This is a genomic window from Streptomyces sp. NPDC054932 (genome assembly GCF_053610205.1).
This window is the reverse complement of the sequence record NZ_JBSGXU010000034.1, coordinates 40,878-58,262: the sequence shown is the minus strand read 5'-3', so window position 1 is coordinate 58,262 and position 17,385 is coordinate 40,878. Positions and strand designations below refer to the sequence as shown.

The 17,385-nt window shown below is 70.9% G+C and carries 16 protein-coding genes and 2 pseudogenes; 8 read left to right on the top strand and 10 right to left on the bottom strand.

The window, feature by feature from the left end:
* Positions 1–1,336: PP2C family protein-serine/threonine phosphatase (locus tag ACWGE1_RS12725; RefSeq protein WP_453420500.1), on the top strand; the 1,336-nt coding region annotated here is incomplete at its 5' end.
* Between the two features lie 282 nt (positions 1,337–1,618).
* On the opposite strand, the gene ACWGE1_RS12720 is transcribed toward ACWGE1_RS12725, so the two are convergent.
* Positions 1,619–1,762 carry a hypothetical protein gene (locus tag ACWGE1_RS12720; RefSeq protein ID WP_280913763.1) on the bottom strand — a complete coding sequence of 48 codons (144 nt, stop codon included), beginning with the start codon at positions 1,760–1,762 and terminating at the stop codon, positions 1,619–1,621.
* A 202-nt stretch (positions 1,763–1,964) separates the two neighbouring features.
* Here ACWGE1_RS12720 and ACWGE1_RS12715 point away from each other — a divergent pair.
* Positions 1,965–2,246 (top strand): annotated as a pseudogene (locus ACWGE1_RS12715) (metal-sensitive transcriptional regulator).
* A 27-nt stretch (positions 2,247–2,273) separates the two neighbouring features.
* On the opposite strand, the gene ACWGE1_RS12710 reads toward ACWGE1_RS12715, so the two are convergent.
* Complete coding sequence (locus ACWGE1_RS12710) at positions 2,274–3,131, bottom strand: class I SAM-dependent methyltransferase (protein WP_453420499.1); 858 nt, start codon at positions 3,129–3,131, stop codon at positions 2,274–2,276.
* Between the two features lie 116 nt (positions 3,132–3,247).
* Between ACWGE1_RS12710 and ACWGE1_RS12705 the strand changes: the two genes are divergently transcribed.
* The gene (locus ACWGE1_RS12705) at positions 3,248–3,856 is read left to right on the top strand and encodes a TetR/AcrR family transcriptional regulator (RefSeq protein ID WP_453420498.1); all 609 of its coding nucleotides are present in this window, start codon (positions 3,248–3,250) and stop codon (positions 3,854–3,856) included.
* Between the two features lie 8 nt (positions 3,857–3,864).
* Here ACWGE1_RS12705 and ACWGE1_RS12700 read toward each other — a convergent pair whose 3' ends face one another.
* The 6 genes from ACWGE1_RS12700 to ACWGE1_RS12675 form a co-directional block, all read right to left on the bottom strand.
* Positions 3,865–4,608: a hypothetical protein gene (locus tag ACWGE1_RS12700; RefSeq protein ID WP_453420497.1), complete on the bottom strand. Its 744-nt coding sequence runs from the start codon at positions 4,606–4,608 to the stop codon at positions 3,865–3,867.
* A 191-nt stretch (positions 4,609–4,799) separates the two neighbouring features.
* Positions 4,800–5,219 carry a hypothetical protein gene (locus ACWGE1_RS12695; protein ID WP_453420496.1) on the bottom strand — a complete coding sequence of 140 codons (420 nt, stop codon included), beginning with the start codon at positions 5,217–5,219 and terminating at the stop codon, positions 4,800–4,802.
* 93 nt (positions 5,220–5,312) lie between these two features.
* Positions 5,313–5,651 (bottom strand): WD40/YVTN/BNR-like repeat-containing protein, encoded by a 339-nt coding sequence (locus ACWGE1_RS12690; protein WP_453420495.1) that lies wholly within the window; start codon positions 5,649–5,651, stop codon positions 5,313–5,315.
* A 212-nt stretch (positions 5,652–5,863) separates the two neighbouring features.
* Positions 5,864–6,058, bottom strand: a complete 195-nt coding sequence (locus tag ACWGE1_RS12685; protein ID WP_453420494.1) for a hypothetical protein — start codon at positions 6,056–6,058, stop codon at positions 5,864–5,866.
* A gap of 232 nt (positions 6,059–6,290) precedes the next feature.
* Positions 6,291–6,920, bottom strand: coding sequence for a DUF305 domain-containing protein (locus ACWGE1_RS12680; RefSeq protein ID WP_453420493.1), 630 nt, complete (start codon positions 6,918–6,920; stop codon positions 6,291–6,293).
* A 77-nt stretch (positions 6,921–6,997) separates the two neighbouring features.
* The gene (locus ACWGE1_RS12675) at positions 6,998–7,444 is read right to left on the bottom strand and encodes a DUF6153 family protein (RefSeq protein WP_453420492.1); all 447 of its coding nucleotides are present in this window, start codon (positions 7,442–7,444) and stop codon (positions 6,998–7,000) included.
* 142 nt (positions 7,445–7,586) lie between these two features.
* Between ACWGE1_RS12675 and ACWGE1_RS12670 the strand changes: the two are divergent.
* Positions 7,587–8,638 (top strand): annotated as a pseudogene (locus ACWGE1_RS12670) (MFS transporter); the annotation flags it as partial.
* A 765-nt stretch (positions 8,639–9,403) separates the two neighbouring features.
* Here ACWGE1_RS12670 and ACWGE1_RS12665 read toward each other — a convergent pair.
* A complete protein-coding gene (locus tag ACWGE1_RS12665) occupies positions 9,404–10,000 on the bottom strand; it encodes an OsmC family protein (protein ID WP_453420491.1) in 597 nt (198 codons plus the stop codon).
* A gap of 157 nt (positions 10,001–10,157) precedes the next feature.
* On the opposite strand from ACWGE1_RS12665, the gene ACWGE1_RS12660 reads away from it, so the two are divergent.
* Positions 10,158–10,685, top strand: coding sequence for a universal stress protein (locus tag ACWGE1_RS12660; RefSeq protein ID WP_453420490.1), 528 nt, complete (start codon positions 10,158–10,160; stop codon positions 10,683–10,685).
* A 382-nt stretch (positions 10,686–11,067) separates the two neighbouring features.
* Here the strand turns inward: ACWGE1_RS12660 and ACWGE1_RS12655 are convergent, their stop codons facing one another.
* Complete coding sequence (locus ACWGE1_RS12655) at positions 11,068–12,093, bottom strand: 1-phosphofructokinase family hexose kinase (protein WP_453420489.1); 1,026 nt, start codon at positions 12,091–12,093, stop codon at positions 11,068–11,070.
* Between the two features lie 941 nt (positions 12,094–13,034).
* Between ACWGE1_RS12655 and ACWGE1_RS12650 the strand changes: the two genes are divergently transcribed.
* Genes ACWGE1_RS12650 through ACWGE1_RS12640 form a run of 3 tightly spaced genes read left to right on the top strand, consistent with a single transcriptional unit; the run spans position 13,035 to position 17,381 of the window.
* Positions 13,035–13,943: a universal stress protein gene (locus tag ACWGE1_RS12650; protein WP_453420488.1), complete on the top strand. Its 909-nt coding sequence runs from the start codon at positions 13,035–13,037 to the stop codon at positions 13,941–13,943.
* Positions 13,940–14,797, top strand: coding sequence for a universal stress protein (locus tag ACWGE1_RS12645; RefSeq protein ID WP_453420487.1), 858 nt, complete (start codon positions 13,940–13,942; stop codon positions 14,795–14,797). Before ACWGE1_RS12650 ends, ACWGE1_RS12645 begins: the two co-directional genes overlap by 4 nt.
* Before the next feature lie 7 nt (positions 14,798–14,804).
* Positions 14,805–17,381 (top strand): cation-translocating P-type ATPase, encoded by a 2,577-nt coding sequence (locus ACWGE1_RS12640; RefSeq protein WP_453420486.1) that lies wholly within the window; start codon positions 14,805–14,807, stop codon positions 17,379–17,381.
* Positions 17,382–17,385 lie beyond the last annotated feature (4 nt).

The following is a 17,385-nucleotide window of genomic DNA, read 5'->3' as shown; positions in this document are numbered from 1 at the left end:
CGCCTGGTCGGTGTCCTACTTCCTCATCGATGGCGCCAGCGGGCGGGTGATCGGCGTGGCGAACTCGCTGGTCGACGACAGCGAACGCCACCAGGCAACCACCGAAGCCGACCGGGCCCGGCGCCGGCTCGCGGTGATCGCCGACGCCTCCGCCCGTGTCGGCACCAGCCTGGAGGTGGAGCGCACCGCGCAGGAGCTGGTCCACGTCGCCGTGCCCGACCTGGCCGACGTCGCGGCCGTCGACGTCCTCGACGACGTCCTCGCCTTCCGCCGCGCCACCCCATCCCGCGCCCTGGGCCCGGAAACGTTCCGGGCCCTCGCCGTGGCCGCCGCCTACCCGACACCCGCGATTACGGCCTCGCTGCCGGCCGGGAACCTGGCGGCGTACGGCGCGGACCGGCTGATCACCCGCTGCGTACACACCGGAGCGCCCGTCGTCGTGGCCCACGCCAGCGGCGACGACCTCACCCACATCGCCCGAGATGCCGACGCCGCTGCTGCCTTTGCGCAGGCCGGCGTGCACTCCTATCTGGCCGTGCCGCTGATCGCGCGCAACGAGGTCCTCGGCGCATTCGACCTGCTGCGCGCCCGAAACCCCCTGCCCTTCGATGAGGACGACGTCCTGCTCGCCGGGGAGATCGCAGCCCGGGCCGCCGTAGCCATCGACAACGCCCGCTGGCACCAGAGCGTCCGCAACACCGCAGAGACCCTCCAGCGCAGCCTCCTGCCGGGCCACCCACCTCCGCTCACGGGCCTTACCGTCGCTTCCCTCTATCAGCCCGCCCAGGCGACCAGCGAGGTCGGAGGCGACTGGTACGACGTCATTCCCCTGACCGGCGACAAGACCGCCCTGGTGGTCGGGGACGTCATGGGCAACGGCATCGACGCCGCCGCCACCATGGGCCGCCTGCGCACCGCTACCTGTGCCTTCACCGACCTCAATCTGGAACCCGACCAGGTGCTTCAACACCTCGACAAGATCACCTGCGGTCTCGAGCACTACATAGCCACCTGCATCTACGCCGTCTACGACCCCCACGACCACCGGTGCCGCATCGCCAACGCCGGACACCTGCCACCCGTCCTCGCCGCAGTCGGCCGGCGTCCCCGCCTGCTCGACCTGCCCACCGGCGCACCCCTCGGCGTCGGCGGCGTCCCCTTCCACACCACCGCCTTCGACCTGGGCCCCGGCGACCGGCTCGTCCTCTACACCGACGGCCTGGTCGAAACACGCCGCCACCCCATCGACGAGCGCCTGAACACCCTCCTGGACACCCTTGACGGACCGCACCGCCCCCTGGACGACACCTGCCAGTGGCTCTTGAACTCACTGTGACACCCCGACGATCACGACGACGTGGCGATCCTCATCGCCCAAGCCATATGTGCACCGGCCGAGCGCCACGGCACCTGAGCGCGACTGGCTACTGGACGCTCCATGCTGCGTACAGACGCCACCACCCACGCCCCCTTCACCGGGGCTGTGGCGCGAGCCAGTTCAACCTGCGGGTCATCTCCGCTCAGGCGACTTGGAAGCGTGAGGTTCGCGGCGCGGCTCCGGTGTCCACGGACGTGCGCCGCGATGCGGGCGTCGCCGTTGGGCGACGCCCGCATCGTGTCAGCCGACGGTCAGGGTGAGGGTGGCGGTGTGGAGTTTGCCGCCGGTCTGGAACTGCAGGAACAGCCGCCACTTCCTGGCGGTGTCTGCCGAGCGTGCCATGCGCCGGGAGAGGTGGATCCCGACGCAGGCGGCCAGTGCCATGCCCCGGGATGTGTCACCCGCCTCCGTTGCCACGTTTTCGCGTATGGAGCCCGCAGAAACCATGGGGACCGGCACCGCCGCCGCCCTCGAGGCCGGCGATCTGACCCTGGGTACGCGTGCCGCCGGCGGAACACATTGCGCGGGCTCATCGTTATCTCGGATCCCCCAGGGGCAATTGCTTGCTCGTCGGGAAGGGATCGCCATGCACGGTTACGCGGCCCACAAGGACGATGCCCTCAAGCGGCTGCGCCGCATCGAGGGTCAGGTCCGCGGCCTGCAACGCCTGGTCGAGGAGGACGCCTAATACACCGACGTCCTCACCCAGGTCGGCGCCACCACCAAGGCACTGCAGTCCTTCGGGCTCACCATGCTGGAGGACCACATCCAGTCCTGTGTGGCCGACGCGATCGCCGACGGCGGGGACCAGGCCAAGGGCCAGGTCGCCGAAGCCCCCCAGGCCATCGCCCGCATGGTCCGCTCCTGAGCGGCAGCGGCCCCGTACGGGAGGCTGTCAGCTTCGTCCAGCCCCGTTGTGCATGGCAGTGACCAGCCAGGAGCTGCTGCGCAGCCACACCGATCCCTCTGCCTCGTGACGGTGCAGGGTATCCGTCAGTGCCTGGCGCGCCTCCGCCTGCTGCGGCGGGGTGACCTGGCTGAGTAGATGGCGTCCCGGGCCGGAGTCCAGCAGGAACGCCGCGGCGTCGGCCGCGTCGGCGCCCCAGTTTCCCGGCACCTCGAGCCGCTGCACGTCGACTTCGCCGAACCCGCCCGCGGTGACCAGGGTGCGGATGTGCTCGGGGTCGGTGAGTGAGAACATGCCGGGGCCGCCGGGCTTGCCGAAGCCGCCGAGCGGCAGGATGCCCTCCAGTGAGGCCAGCGCCTCAAGCCACTCGTTGGCTTCGGCTTCGGCGGCGCAGATGAAGGCCAGTCGGCCGCCGGGCCGCAGTGCGCGGTGGAGGTTGGCGAACGCGGCGACGGGGTCGGTGAAGAAGGTCATGCCGTACCGGCTGATGACCGCGTCGAATCCCTCAGCATCGAAAGCGTGGACCTGGGCGTCGCCTTGCACGAAGGAGACGTTCTCCACCCCTTCGCGCTGGGCGCACTCGCGGGCCCGCTCCAGCATGGGGCCGGACAGGTCCAGCCCGAGCGCCCGGCCCCGGACGGCGCGCTGGGCCGCGAGGAGGGTGCTGCGCCCGGCCCCGCAGCCGATGTCCAGCACGTGATCGCTTTCCGTGATGGCTGCGGCGTCCAGGAGGGGCTGGTTGAAGCCGTTGTTGATGGCGTCCCAGCGCTCCTGGCTGCGGGCCCACTGCTCGCCCTCGTAACCGTTCCACGCCTCGGCCTGTGCGGTGTTGGCGAATCGAGCCATGGGTGAACTCCGTCCCGCCGGGGCGCAGCGCGGCGCCCCGGCTCTAGTATGGGCAAGTGCCCAAACAGTATGGGCGTTCGCCCATACTTGCAACGGGCTTGATGAAAGGGGCTGTTGTGTCACCTCGTGGAGTGGCGATTCCGGACCTGCGCGAGCGGTTGTTCGCGGCGGCGGAGCGCGTAGTGGCCCGTGACGGTGCGGCGGGCCTCACGAGCCGGGCCGTCACCGCTGAGGCAGACTGCGGCAAGGGCGTCCTGCACACCCACTTTGCCGGCCTGGACGAGTTCGTCGCCGAACTGGTCCTGGACCGGTTCGCGCGCAGCGCCCGCCAAGCCGAGGCGCTGGACGAGAAGGTGGGGCAGGCCACGGTCGCGGGGAATCTCCAGAGCGTCGTCCTCGCCTTGCTCGATGCTCTGCCTCCAGCGGTGGTGGGCCTGGCGCTGACGCGCCCGGCGGCCGCGCTGCGCACCAGGGAAGGCTTCCAGTCCGGAGCGCCTGCGTTCGACGTGATCCAGCACGCTTTCACCGCCTACCTGCAGGCGGAGCAGGGTGGCGGCCGGATGGCCTCGGACGCCGACACCGCCACCATCGCGCTGGCACTGGTCGGCACGATGCATCACCTGCTGATGACACGCGTTCCCGGCGGCGGTGAGGAGCCGGAAACGATCATCGGGCGGCTGCTGGCCGTACTGCTGGGTGGTGCCGAGCAGCCGCCGATGGAGTGACCGCGGAGTCAGTGCCCGTGCGCGTGTCCGTCGTCCTGGGGCTGCTCAGTCGGGGGAGTGGCGGGAGCCGTGCGGGCCGGAGCCGTCGGCTTGGACTGCGGGGTCGGCTGCGTGCTGCCGGTCACGGTCGGTTCCTCGTGGTGGGTCTCGCTCTCGCCGGCGCCGGTGCCGGTGCCGTGGCTGTGCCCGCCTGATTCCGGGGCGATGGAGGACGCGACGTAGCGCAGGCCGGCGAAGGCGGCGACGGCTGTGAGGAGGATGGCGAGTCCGGTCAGGCCGAAGATGCGTCGCCAGGAGGCGTCCTCGTCTTTGATCACGAAGGCGATGAAGGAGAGCAGGATGCCTGCGGGGATGAGGGTGGCGGCGCGGGTGGGGAAGTCCTCGAAGTGCTGGAGGCCGCCGCTGAGCATGCCGATACCGAAGGAGAGCAGCAGGGAGGCGCCCATGATGCCCGCCACCTGCTTGAACGTCGCCTTGCGGCGGGTGAGCAGGAACTCGTTGAGGGCGGTCGCGGCGAGGAAGACGAGGACGCCGTAGAGGGCGATGCGGGTGTAGCGGGCGGGGTCCAGGGGATGGTGGACGACGGCGCCGCTGATCAGCCCGGCGCCGACGAAGTAGCCCACGTATCCGAGGTAGCGGGCCAGGAGCCTTTTGAGTCGGGAGCGGGCTTCGCGGATCTTGCTGCGGCCGGCCGACCGGGGTGCGGGGACGGGCACGGCCGGGGCGCGGTCGGCCAGCTGGGTGGGCGTCATGGGACTCCTTGCAGGCGTACGGGTGCAGCCCGGGCCGAGCCTGCGACGGTCGCGTCGCCGTAGCGGCAGGAGCGGATGCCGGAGGGCAGGCTGCACCGGGCCCGGCCCCGGTTCGGGGCGGGCAGAGTTACGTATGTGCGGGCAGCATGAGCTCACCGACGGCCTATGGAGGCGCCGGGAGCCAGGGTGGTCTAGATGCGCAGGATCGCTGTCGTGCCTGGCGGTCGCGAGCCGCCCAGGGCAGGAGCGGGACCGTGATACCGGTCCGGGGACGCAGCGGGTGCCGCCGGCAGGATCGGCGTCAGGGCGTGCTCAGCGGGAGGGATCAGCGTCGGAGGCTGCTGCGGCGTGCTGGTGGCGCACTCCTCGGCGGTGTGGGCCGCGCCGTGCCCCTCGCCGTGATGGCCGTCCGGGGTGCTCTCGGCGAGCGCCGGATCCGTGGTGGACGTGAGGACGCCGACGGCCGTGTCGGTGTGGCCGCGGACCCCGTCGAGGCTGACGCCGTGCGAGTAGAGGAAGGCGAACACCAGCAGGGCCACCAGCAGCACGCATCGCGGGCCCGCGAGGACGCGGGTCCGCAACGTGGAGGTGCGGGGCCGGGCGGTGCTCACGTAGCGATCCTATCCACGGCCCCGTACCCGCCTGCGGGGCGGTCCCCGCAGGCTTCACTCCGATAGGTGATCTTGCGGCTGACTCCGGGCAAGTCAGTGCCCTGGGTTCGTAGGGCCCGGTTGGTGCACGGCATTCCACGTGCGTCCGCCGTCCTTGGACTCGTAGACGGCGTCGTTCGTGTCGGCGGCCAGCAGGTGGGCGGGGCTTGCCGCGGTCAGTACCGCGGGCTGTACACCGCCCGGGAGGCGGCCGCGTTCGCTCCAGGACCTGCCGTCGCCGCTGGCCACGACCTTGCCGTCGGCAGCGAGGGCGATCAGCTGGTCCGGGGCGGGCCGCTCTACGGCGGCCAGGGCCGGCGCGCCGGGGACCGGCTCGAAGGTGGCACCGCCGTCGGTGCTGTGCAGCAGTCCGTCGCGGGTGGTCGCCCACACCTCCTGAGCCGCCCCTGCGTGGGCGGCGAGGTCACCGCCCGGGATCTTCGCGCGCCGTTCCCAGGTCGCGCCGCCATCCTTGCCGGCCCAGATCTGCGAGGTCTGGCTGCCGAGGCCGTAGAGGACCGGGCCGGCCTGCTGGAGTGAATGAAAGTCGGCCTCCCCTCCGGCGGAGACGGTGCTCCAGGTCTGGCCGGCGTCCGTGCTGCGGATCAGGCCCAGATGAGGTGAGGTCGCGGTGGGGTGGTGGGGGAGGGGTGGCCGCTGGCGAGGAAGGTGCGCGGGCCGGTGACGGTGAAGCCCATCGTGTCCTGATAGCGGTCGGCGATCCGTACGGCGCCGGTGGGGCCGAGGCGGAAGACGCCGAGATGTCCCGCGGCGTAGAGGGTGCCGTCGGCGGGGTCCACGCCGAGACCGTGGAGGTGCCCGGTTCCCGGGACGGGATCGTCGGCCTTGGGCGCGGTGGCCTTGGGGCTTGTGGTCCAGCAGGCGGTCAGCAGCAGGCGCCGACCGCCACAGCGACCGCGGGTATCCGGAAGCGGATGGTCATGTGTGAGGTCCAGAACGATTGAGAAGAGACAGGCAGGCGGGTGCGGGCAGCCATCACCGGCTGCCCGCACCGAGGCGTGCTGAATCGCGTCAGCTCTTGTCGCCGAGGAGGGTGTTCATCCGGGCGATCTCCGCGCCTTGGGAGGTGATGATCGCTCCGGCCATCTCCTTGGCGGGCCCGTACTTCCCGTCGGACTGCTCGGTCTTCGCCATGGCGACCGCGCCCTCGTGGTGCTTGACCATCATCTGGAGGAAGGCGGTGTCGAACGCCTTGCCGGACGAGGAATCCAGCTGCTTCATCTCCTCGGCCGACATCATCCCGGACATGTCGTGCCCGCCGTGGCCTTGGCCCTCGGCCGGGACCTGCTCGCCCCAGGAGGCCAGCCAGCCGGACAGAGTCTTGATCTCCGGGTCCTGAGCCTTCTTGATCTCGCTGGCGAGCTTCTTCACCTCGGCCGACTCGGCGCGGGTCGCGGCGAGGCCGGCCATCTCGATGGCCTGACGGTGGTGGGGGATCATCCCCTGGGCGAAGGTGACGTCGGCCGCGTTGTGGTCGCCCTGCTGTGCCGGGGCGGACGCGGACGGCGAGGCGGTGCTGTGGCCGTTGTGGGCCGAACCGGCGTTGTCGCCGTTCCCGCCGCAGGCAGCGAGGACGAGGGCGGCGGTGGCGGCCGCGGCCACTGCGATGGCGCGACGGATCAGGGAACGCTTGGTGGTCATAGTGGTGCAACTCCTGCGGTGAAGGCGCGCGCGATGGGCGTGCCGGGGTAAGGGCTGGTCCGAGAGCTCGGGCTGCCCTATACGCGCAGGAGTTGCAGTTCGCTCAGTGACGGTGGCGCGCGTCCGCCAACCGCACTGCTCATGTCGATTCCGAGATCGAGGACCGGCGCGGCCGTAACGATGGTCAAGGCGGCGGCCGGAGAGGCCAGGACCGGGGTGCCCGCCGTGCCCGCGGCGGCGCAGGTCGCATCCGCGTGCTGGGCGTGCCCGCTGCCGCCGTCGCCGACCGGCTCGTCGGCACGCACCGCGGGGTCGAGCTTCATTGCGTGCTCGCCCGCGACAGGAGTGCCGTGCCCGATGGCCGTCTCGTCGGCGGCCGCGCACCCGGGTGCGGCGGCGGAAGCCGGAACAGCACCCGGCCCCAGGCCGTGCATGGCCACGAGCCCGACCAGTACGGCCAAGACCAGCAGCAGGTGGGAGCGCAGCCCGAGGGGCGTCACCGCGCGCCTCGCCTGCTGATCCATAGCGGCATCGTAAGCGCCTCTTCCTCACGGTGCGAAGCCGGGCAGGATTTCCTGCCCCTTGGGGAAATATCCGTGGGGGGTATACGGATCGCGTCATCAGTAGATACCCCTGGGGGTATTGAATTCTCTCGTGGGAGCGGTCATGTCTACCGTCAATCCGCGTCGCTGGTGGGCCTTGGGTGTGCTCGCCGCCGCACAGTTCATGGTGATCACGGATACGTCGATCATCGGCGTGGCGCTGCCGGAGATGCATCGCGACCTGGGCTTCTCCCAAGGGGATCTGCAGTGGGTGTTCAACGCCTACGTCATTGCCTTCGGCGGACTGCTCCTTCTGGGGGGCCGCCTCTCCGACCTCCTCGGAGCCCGGAAGGTCTTCGTGGTCGGCTGGAGCGTCCTGATCGCCGGCTCCGTGGTCGCTGCGGCCGCGACCACCGCTTGGGTGGAGGTCGCAGGTCGTGCGGTGCAGGGCGTTGGCGGCGCGCTCATCGCACCTGCCTCCATGACCCTGTTGGTGATGCTCTTCGGGCACGACCCCAAGGAGCTCGGGAAGGCCCTCGCCCTCTACGGCGCCGCCGCACCGGCCGGCGGTACGGCGGGCGTGTTCCTGGGCGGGGTGTTCACCGAGTGGGCCAGCTGGCCCTGGGTCTTCGTCGTCTACGTCCCCATCGGCGTCGCCACCTTGCTGGCCACGGGCTTCCTCCCGGCCGTCACCGCCGGGCTCGCGCTCACCGTCTTCGCCGTCGTCCGCCCCCCGAAGCCGGCTGGACCTCGGCCGCGACCCTCGTCGAACTCCTCGCGGGTCTGGTGCTGCTGACCGTATTCGTACTGATCCAGCGGGTCTCGAAGGCGCCGCTCGTGCCGCTCGGCATCTGGCGCACCCCCGGCCTGGGCGTCTCCAACCTGGCGATGGCCCTGCTCGGGGCAGCCCGGATCCCGATGTGGTACTTCCTCAACCTCTACCTCCAGCAGGTGCTCGGATACGGCGCCTTCGCCTCCGGAGCGGCGCTGCTGCCCATGACAGGTTTGCTGATGCTGCTCATGACCACGGTCACCGCACGACTGCTCGGCCGTTTCGGCCCCAAGCTGCTGATCGCGGGCGGCCTGCTCGTCCTGGCCGCCGGCCTCGTGTGGCTGTCGGCGGCTCGCCCCACCGGCACCTTCCTCGTCGACGTCCTGCCCGCCTCCCTCGTGGCCACCTGCCCGCACTGACCGACGGGTTCAGCGCCGCCTTCCTGGCCCGTGAGACCGGCCTGACGTGCCGCTTCGTGCAGCTCATCCTCCGCAACGCTCCGACTGATGAGGACGACGTCCGGTTGAACGCGGAGCTCCGAGCGGACCTGTGACAGCCGGATGTCGCCCGCGAAGTTGATCCAGTTCTTTGGTGCATCGTCGGGAAACAGCAAGAGGGGCACCTCGGTGTGTACGTGCAAGCGCAGAGCACGAGCATTCCAAAACCACAGGACGTCGGGCAGAAAGTCCGGCCGGGCAAGGACGACAACGATCGGGAGCTCGTCATGCACGCTTGACTTGAGCGTTGGTGTTCCTGAAAGCCGGCCATGCCTTGCTGTAGGGCCGTGGCCCCGGTGCTCTGTGCGGCGCCGAGGAGAGTGTCCTGCGCGGGGATCACGGGACTTTGGTACGCAGCTTCGTCTGGAGCGTCGTAGATGCCCGCCACTGCCACGGCCCAGAGCGGTCCCTCCAGATCTGCCCGGAAGCAAGTGTCCACTGCTGGCCCGATCAGGTTGTGGCAGGCGGCCTCAGGCCGGCTCGTGAACTGCCAGATTCCCCTCGAGCCCATGGCGTCGAGGGCCACGAGCGGAGGATTCCAGGAGTCGGCAAGTTCCTGAGCCCGTCCAGCGCCGGCGTTCACATTGACGAGCGCTTGGACATCGGCGACTCGGATCAGCTCCGCCGTCGCGCCGGTGCCGGCATCCGTGGAGGCTTCGATGATTGGCTCGGTCATGCCGCCCCAGCGGTCGGAGAACCTGACCGGTGTGGGGCCGAGATGCTCGGTGCGTCAGGTGTTCGCTGCCCGGCTCGGTCCCCAGGCGCCGACAGGATCAGCGTCTTGCGCTGAGCAGCGGCTACGACGCGAGGTCGATGCCGATCTCCGGCGGTTGCTGGAGGGACGGTGCAGTGCGAGGCGACGGCGAGAAGGCCCGCGCGCCGCGTTTCGGGCATCTGCGGGGGCGGCACGATCACCAGGCGCACGGTGGCCACCCGGGCGGGTCGGTCGGTGGCCATGGCGAACTCCGCCCGCACGGCCAGGCCGTCGCTCGACAGACCGTGGCGGAGCAGGTAGCGCCCCGCGTAGAAGGCGACGCACGTGGCCAAGGAGGCCGCGAACAGCTCGGTCGGCGTGGGCGCGGTGTCCGTGCCGCCCGCATCCGTGGGCTGGTCGACACGGAAGCGGTGGCCGCGCACGTCGACCACGTAGACGTCGCCCGCGACGTGGGTGACATCGAGCCGGTGGGCATCTCCTGGAAGCCGGGTACCAGACTTTTCCGGTGCAGTGTCGGTCATGGCCGTACCTCCGGTTCCGGTGGATGCTGCCACGGTGGGCTATCCGTCGGCCTCGGGCATGGGTCTTTCGGGCAGCTCTCTGGCCCAGTCGGCCCCTCACGCCACCGAAGTCGGAGCACGACGCTGGAGACCGCGCTCGCTCGGACGCTTCCGGTCGTTCCGGGCCGACGCGTCCGGGAGGAGGTACGAAATGACGGTCCAGGTCACAGTGGGTCTGGACGGATCCTCCGAGAGTTTCGCAGCGGCCGCCTGGGCCGCGCGCGAGGCCGTACGGCGTGAGGCCCATCTGCACGTGGTCCAGGTGGAGGAGTGGCCGGTCGCGCCTGCGATTCCCTACCCGATCGCCGCCTACGATGCGGAGCGGTCCACGGGACTGCTCCGCGACACGGCCGAGCAATTGCGCAGGGACCACCCGGGGCTGGAGGTCACGACCGAAGAGGCGCGAGCTCGCGCCTGCTCCCTGCTGAGTGCGGCCGCCGACGAGTCGGTTCTCATGGTGCTCGGCTCCCGCGGGCTCGGAGGGCTCGCGGGGTTCCTGGCCGGGTCTGTTTCTCTGGCCGTCGTTCGCCGCTCCCACCAGCCGGTCGTGCTCGTACGCGCCGACCGGGCGGGCGCTGCGGCCGCGGAAACGAGACCCGAGCCGGCTGTCGGCGAGATCGTCATGGGCGCCGACCTCCGACACCCGAACACTCCCGTGCTCGCATTCGCGTTCCTGTAGGCGGCGCGTCAGGGCGTGAGCGTTCGGGTCGTGCACGGCTGGCCCCCGCCCGGTCCGTCCGTGTACGCGTTGGTGGCCGATCCAGGCATCGGCGAGACGGTCGGCGGCCACGTCGCGTCCGCTCTGGCAGAACTGGTCCGGCCCTTGCGCAGGAGCTACCCGGACGTCCAAGTTGTCGAGGAAGCCGTCATCGGAGCCGCCGCAGTCCAGCTCCTGGAGGCCTCGGAGGGGGCGGAACTCGTGGTGGTCGGGCGGCCGCAGGCACCCGGCACCGATGGGGCCCCACATCGGTCACGTCGCGCACGCCGTGATCCACCACTGCGCCGCACCGGTCGCCGTCGTGCCCTTCGGGTAGTCCCGGGATCCGGCTGCGAGACCCTGCTCAGCCGCGGCGGGCGGTCCGCACCTGCGAGCGCAGGGACCGCGCCACCTCCACGTCGAACGGTTCGGTGCTGGGGGTGAGCATCGCCGCGGCGGCCGTGGCCACCCCCAGCGCGCAGGCGCTGACGGGGTCCTCGCCGGCGGCCAGCCGCGTGGTGAGGGCGGCGACCATGCTGTCTCCTGCTCCGGCGTCGCTCAGGGGCTCACCGGGCAGCGGCGGTGCGTGGAGTTCGGTGTGGCCGTGCGCGGTCGAGCACAGCGCGCCCAGCGCTCCGAGGGTGGTGACGGCGATCTCGGCGGCCCCCGTGGTGAGGAGGCGTTCGTTGAGGGATCGGGCGTCGTCGAAGCCGCTGACGGGGTGGCCGGTCAGGCTCTCGGCCTCGGTTCGGTTGCACCTGAACAGGAACACGCCCTCGGCGAGCGCTGCCGGGAGCGCCGGCCCGGAGGTGTCGAGGATCAGCCGGGATCCGGCTCTCCTGACCCGGCGGGCGACGGTCGCGTAGAAGTCGTCCGGCAGTCCGGCGGGCAGGCTGCCGCTGGCGACGACGTACGAGGGACTGCTGGCCACGAACCGCTCCAGCACCTCCAGGCACCGCTCTCCCTCGCGCCGGTGCAGGCGCGGGCCGGGCGGCACGATGTGGAAACTGCGGCGCGATTGCGTTTCGAAGAGCACGAGTGCTTCGCGGGTTTCGTCGTCGATGTCGACGGCGACGTGGTCGATGCCCTCTTCGTCCAGCAGTCGGTTCAGGCGCAAGCCGACCTCGCCTCCGGCGGTGTGGAAGGCGGTGGCTCGTCCTCCGAGCCGTACGACATGACGGGCGACATTGATCCCTCCGCCCCCGACGGCCACCGACCTGACCCGCGCACGGTTCTTTCCGATGCCCTCCAGGCGATCGACCTCCCAGCAGAGATCGATTGCGGGATTCATCGTCAGGGTGAGGATCGACGGTCCGGAGGCACTCCCCGATCCCCCCGCATCGTCGGTAGTCTCGGCTGTGGAGGGGGACGGAGTCGCGGCCGTACTCATCGCGGTGCCCTGGAGGCCGCGCCGGCCCATACCTCGCGCACCACGTGCTGGGCACGGCCCCGCTCACCGCAGCCTGAGGAGACCGGGCCCTGATCCCACGCGCTGAGGTCAATCCCGACCGTGGCCGCGGCCTGGGAGAGCTTCGAGTCCTGACGATCGTGCCGACCGTTGATCGGATGAGGCATTGCCATGCCCGCTGTCCTCTCGCGCTGGCTGCCGGAGGCCGTTCTCAGCCTGGTGCTGTGGCTGCTCGGGCCTCAATTACGGTGATCGTGAGGCCACCGGTCGGCCAGGGACGCGCTGCTGTCTTCAGCCCTCACCCCGAGGGGAGTACGGCCCGGCATCCGAATAGGCCGGAACGGCGCATGACGTACCCGTGGCCCACCCGGGAACTGGTCCGTGCGGCCGAAGGTCTCGTCCAGCTCCACTGGCCCGGCGCCGCCCGGGTGGCATCAACGTATTCACCTCCGTGGACAGCGACACGTCCGACCCGGCTCCCATACTGGAACAGTCTGACGTCTCCTGCATTCCGGCTCACGGCTGGGTCTGCTACTCGGCCGGTAGTTCTAACGGGAGCATCGGGTAGCCGGTGACCGCTGCGGCATTCGGGCAAGATCCTGGTGAACTTGGTCGGACCGGTCTGGGGCGAGGCACCCTGGGACCGGGCAGGCAGCTCGGGTGGGCGCAGCGGCCATCGGCCGACTTCACCATCGACTCGTCGACCTCGCTCTCACCCTGCTCCACGACCCCGCCCGCGGCGATCTCCGCCCCTGGACGGACAAGAAGAGGCCGGGAGGGCGATGGCCCTCGGGCGGAGCGGCGGCGCGCGGGACGATGGGGACCTTTGGTCCCGATCGCGGTCCCGGGCGGCCCTCGCCCGGGCGCGTCGGCAGTGCCACCGTGAGTCGTGTCCCCCGTCGGCTTATCGGTTGGGAGGAACCGTGGAAAGCACCTTCCGCACCCCGGATACGAGCTCAGTGGTTGTTGGCGTCGACGGCTCGAACGCGGCACGTACGGCCGCCATGTGGGCGGCAGCAGAGGCCGTACGCCGCGACCGCCCCCTGCACATCGTCTACGGGGCCGACACCGACGGCAGGACCCTCTACCTGTGGGCGGAGATCATCGAACGGGTCCGCGCCAACGGCCGGGAACTCCTGGACGAAACGGCGAAGGCTGTTACCGGCCAGTACCCAGGTCTGCGCGTGAGCACGGAGTTCAGCCGAGCCGACGCCGTCAGCACCCTCCACCGGGCCGGTGCCCTGCACGGCACCATCGTGGTGGGCAATCGCGGCGTCGGCGGATTCGACTCGCTCATGCTCGGCTCGGTCGGCCTGGACGTCGCGGCTGCCGCCATGACCCCGGTCGTCATTGTCCGGGGCCTCGACGGGGCCAAGGAGACCGGAACCGTCCTCGCCGCCATCCGTGACGAGCACGACCTCCTGTACGCCCGCTACGCCGCGTGCGAGGCCGTACTGCGCAAGGGATCGCTCCGACTCCTGCACGTCTGGAACATCCTGCAGTCCGTAGGCCTGGTCGTGAGCATGCTCGACGACGTCGACGAGATCGCGGCCACGCACGCGGAAGCCTTGCGTGCCGTCACCGACGCGGTCCGCGACGAGTTCCCCGACCTCGAGGTGCGGGCCGACGCCGAGAAGAGCATCTCCGTGGCCGGCGTCCTGGTCGAGGCTTCCCGCCGCGCCGACTTGCTCGTCATGGGCGGCCGCCGGGTCCCCGGCGCCCTCGGGATTACCCGCAGCCTGGGCAGGGCCACGCACAGCGTCCTGCACCACGCGCACTGCCCCGTCCTCCTCATTCCCCGGATGGGCAGCGACTTCGGGAGCAGGCCATGACCGGCCGCAAGGGCCGAGACATCGTCGTCGGGATCGACCCAGCCAGGGACTGGCATCTGCCCCTCGCCTGGGCCGCCGACGAGGCGCACCGCCGTCGGCTTCCCTTGCGCCTGGTGCTCGCGGTGGCGCCGCAGCACGACACCCACCACGTCGACGACACCCCCGGCCACATGGCCCTGCGACGGGCGGGAGCCGACAGACTCGAGCAGGCCCGTAACTGGGTACACGCCCGTCACCCGGAGGTGGACGTCACCGGCGACCTGCTCCACGGGTTCCCCGCCCCTGTCCTGGGCAGGGTGGCCAAGGAGGCCCGGCTGGTCGTGCTCGGCTCGCGACACCTGAGCCGCACCGCGGAGTTCTTCAGCGCGGGCTCCATTGTGGTCCCCGTCAGCGCCCAGGCCAGTTGCCCGGTCGTCGTCGTGGGCGAGGGGGAGCACATCAGCCGGCAGCCGCCCTACGTGGTCGTCGGCCTCGACGGAAGCGCATCGGCCACGGCCGCGCTGACATTCGCCTTCGACGAGGCGGACCTGCGCGGAGCCGCGCTCCGGGTCGTCTGCGTGTGGCAACCAGCCCTGTTCATGCCGAACGACGAGGAAGTCGCCCTGCGGGCACAGCGCGCACTGCTTTCCGAGGCCACCGCAGGCCTGTCGGACAAGTACCCCGACGTGCACGTCACCCACGAGGCCATGACGGGCCACCCGGTCGAGGAACTGGCGCGGGCGGCCGAGCACGCCCTGGCCCTGGTGGTAGGCCGCCGGGGTCGCGGCGGATACACCGGAATGCGCCTCGGTTCCGTCGTCCACGGCCTCCTGCACCGTGCGCACTGCCCTGTGATCACCGTGCCGAGCGAATGACGCCGCCATGACCATACGTACGACCACCACGCGGCCTGTCGGCTTCCCGGCGGGACCGGGGCTCACCCAGGCCGAAGCCAAGCGCCGCCTGGCCCGGTACGGCAGGAACGAAGTCGCACCCCCACGGTCCACGCCGCTGCACCGACGGGTGCTGGCCCAACTCCGCGACCCGTTGATCATGGTGCTCCTCGGGGCCATGGTGCTGACCATAGCGATCGGGGACCACCCGGACGCCGTCGTCATCGGCCTGGTGGTCGTCTTCAACACGACCGTGGGAGTGGCGCAGGAAGTCCGGGCGGACCGCGCTGTCGCCGCGCTCTCCGCCCTCTCCGCCCCGCACGCGAGAGTGCTGCGCGACGGCACCCCGCACGAGGTTCCGGCGGCACTGGTGGTGCCGGGTGACTTCCTGCTGCTGGGGGAGGGGGACATCGTCGCCGCAGACGCCGACCTGACCGAGGCATCCGCACTCCTGGTGGACGAATCCATGCTCACGGGCGAATCCGAGCCGGTGGACAAGACGGCGGACGACACGGTCAGCGCAGGCACCGTCGTCGTCCGTGGCCGAGGGTCCGCTACCGCGACCGCCACGGGGCCGGCGAGTGCCCTCGGGCGCATCGCGGCTCTCCTCGACACGGGCCGGGACCTCACCCCGCTCCAGCGTCGCCTCGCATCACTGGGCCGGATCCTGGCGGCCGTCACCATCGCCCTGTGCGTGCTGTTCTTCGCCCTGGGCCTGGCACGGGGCCTCCCGTGGAGCACGATGGCCGTGACCTCCATCAGCCTGGCTGTCGCCGCAGTGCCGGAGTCCCTCCCCGCCGTGGTCACACTCGCCCTCGCGCTCGGAGCGCGCCGGATGGCAGCCCGCAACGCCCTGGTCCGCCGTCTGCCGGCCGTGGAAACCCTTGGCTCCGTGAGCATCCTGGCCACGGACAAGACGGGCACCCTCACCGAGGGGCGCATGGTGGTCCAGCACCTGTGGACGCCCTCCGGCACCGCAGATGTGACCGGCAGCGGCTACGAGCCGCTGGGAAGCCTGACCCGAGAAGGGCAGCCCCTGGCGGCAGACCAGCTCCGGCCACTGCAGGAACTGCTCACGACGGCGGCCCTGTGCAACGACGCCGGCCTGCGGCCCCCCGGAAAGGGCTCGGACATGTGGACGGCTGTGGGCGATCCGATGGAGGCCGCGCTGCTGGCGGCAGCCGCGAGAGCGGGTTGCCCGGACCAGGCCGCCCTGCACCGGGACTGTCCCCGGTTCGCGGAAGCTCCCTTCGACAGCCTCCGCAAGCGTATGACCACACTGCACCATCTTCCGGACGGAAACGTCCTGGTATGCCTCAAGGGCGCGCCGGAGGCGGTACTGACCGCCGAGGTGCTTGCCGCACCGCAGGAGCTTCTGGACGGGGCCCGCCGTCAGGCCGCTCTTCTGGCCGCGCAAGGCTTTCGGGTCCTGGCCGTGGCAGGAACCGAGCGACTCGTGTGGGACCGGCCGGCTCCCGAGGCCGAGCACGGACTGAGCCTCCTGGGCCTCGTCGCCATCAGTGACCCGCCCAAAGTGTCGGCCGCCACGACCCTGGAAGCATGCCGCGCGGCGGGCATCACCCCCGTCCTGATCACCGGCGACCATCCGGCGACGGCCCAAGCCATCGCCGTGCGTACCGGCCTCGTCGAGGACGGATCCGCCAGTGAGGTCCTCACCGGGCCGGAACTGGCCGCGGCCCCGGACACCGACCTGACCCGGATCCGTGTCTTCGCCCGGACCGACCCGCAGCAGAAGCTGGACATCGTCCGCGCATGGCGCGCCCGGGGCGCCGTAACGGCCATGACCGGGGACGGCGTCAACGACGGCCCCGCCCTCCACCAGGCGGACATCGGTGTGGCCATGGGCGCCCGCGGAACCGAGGTCGCCCGCCAGGCGGCGGACCTCGTGCTCACCGACGACGAGCTGTCCACCGTGGTGAAGGCCGTAGAGGAAGGCCGCCGCGTCTACGACAACATCCGGCGCTTCCTCGTCTACGCCATGGCGGGCGGAGCCGCCGAGATACTGGTGATGCTGGCAGGCCCGGTGCTCGGCCTGGCGTTGCCCCTGCGGGCAGGCCAGATCCTGTGGATCAACCTCCTCACCCACGGGCTGACGGGCGTGGCCATGGGCGCCGAACCCGTCACTCCGCAGGCCATGCGACGCCCACCGCGCCCGCCCGGACAGCACATCCTGGCCGCGGGCGTGTGGCAACGCCTCCTGGTACTCGCCGCAGTTGTGACGACCTTGAGCCTGGCCGCCGGCATCGTCGCACGTGCTATGGACCTGCCCTGGCAGAGCGTGCTCTTCCTGGCCCTGCTGGCGGCCCAGCTCGGGGTGGCCCTGGGCCTACGCGCCCGACTGCTCACCAGGCAGAACCTCTTCCTCCCCGCCTCCGTGGCGGTCTCCGCGCTCCTTGGGACGGCCGCCCTGTACGTGCCCGCATTCCAGTCCCTGCTGGACACCGAGCCCGTGGGCTGGTCCGGTACGGGGCTCGCCGCCGTGGCCTGCCTCGGGGCGTTCATCGCCGCCCGGATCCTCCGGGGCGCGTTCCACAGAAAGGCATGATCAT

What these genes read in the sequence shown, in the direction of transcription:
- ACWGE1_RS12720 (WP_280913763.1), bottom strand. Translation starts at nt 1,762, where the DNA reads ATGGCACTGGCCGCCTGCGTCGGGATCCACCTCTCCCGGCGCATGGCA.
- ACWGE1_RS12710 (WP_453420499.1), bottom strand. Translation starts at nt 3,131, where the DNA reads ATGGCTCGATTCGCCAACACCGCACAGGCCGAGGCGTGGAACGGTTAC.
- ACWGE1_RS12700 (WP_453420497.1), bottom strand. Translation starts at nt 4,608, where the DNA reads ATGACGCCCACCCAGCTGGCCGACCGCGCCCCGGCCGTGCCCGTCCCC.
- ACWGE1_RS12680 (WP_453420493.1), bottom strand. Translation starts at nt 6,920, where the DNA reads ATGACCACCAAGCGTTCCCTGATCCGTCGCGCCATCGCAGTGGCCGCG.
- ACWGE1_RS12675 (WP_453420492.1), bottom strand. Translation starts at nt 7,444, where the DNA reads ATGGATCAGCAGGCGAGGCGCGCGGTGACGCCCCTCGGGCTGCGCTCC.
- ACWGE1_RS12660 (WP_453420490.1), top strand. Translation starts at nt 10,158, where the DNA reads ATGACGGTCCAGGTCACAGTGGGTCTGGACGGATCCTCCGAGAGTTTC.
- ACWGE1_RS12655 (WP_453420489.1), bottom strand. Translation starts at nt 12,093, where the DNA reads ATGAGTACGGCCGCGACTCCGTCCCCCTCCACAGCCGAGACTACCGAC.
- ACWGE1_RS12645 (WP_453420487.1), top strand. Translation starts at nt 13,940, where the DNA reads ATGACCGGCCGCAAGGGCCGAGACATCGTCGTCGGGATCGACCCAGCC.
- ACWGE1_RS12640 (WP_453420486.1), top strand. Translation starts at nt 14,805, where the DNA reads ATGACCATACGTACGACCACCACGCGGCCTGTCGGCTTCCCGGCGGGA.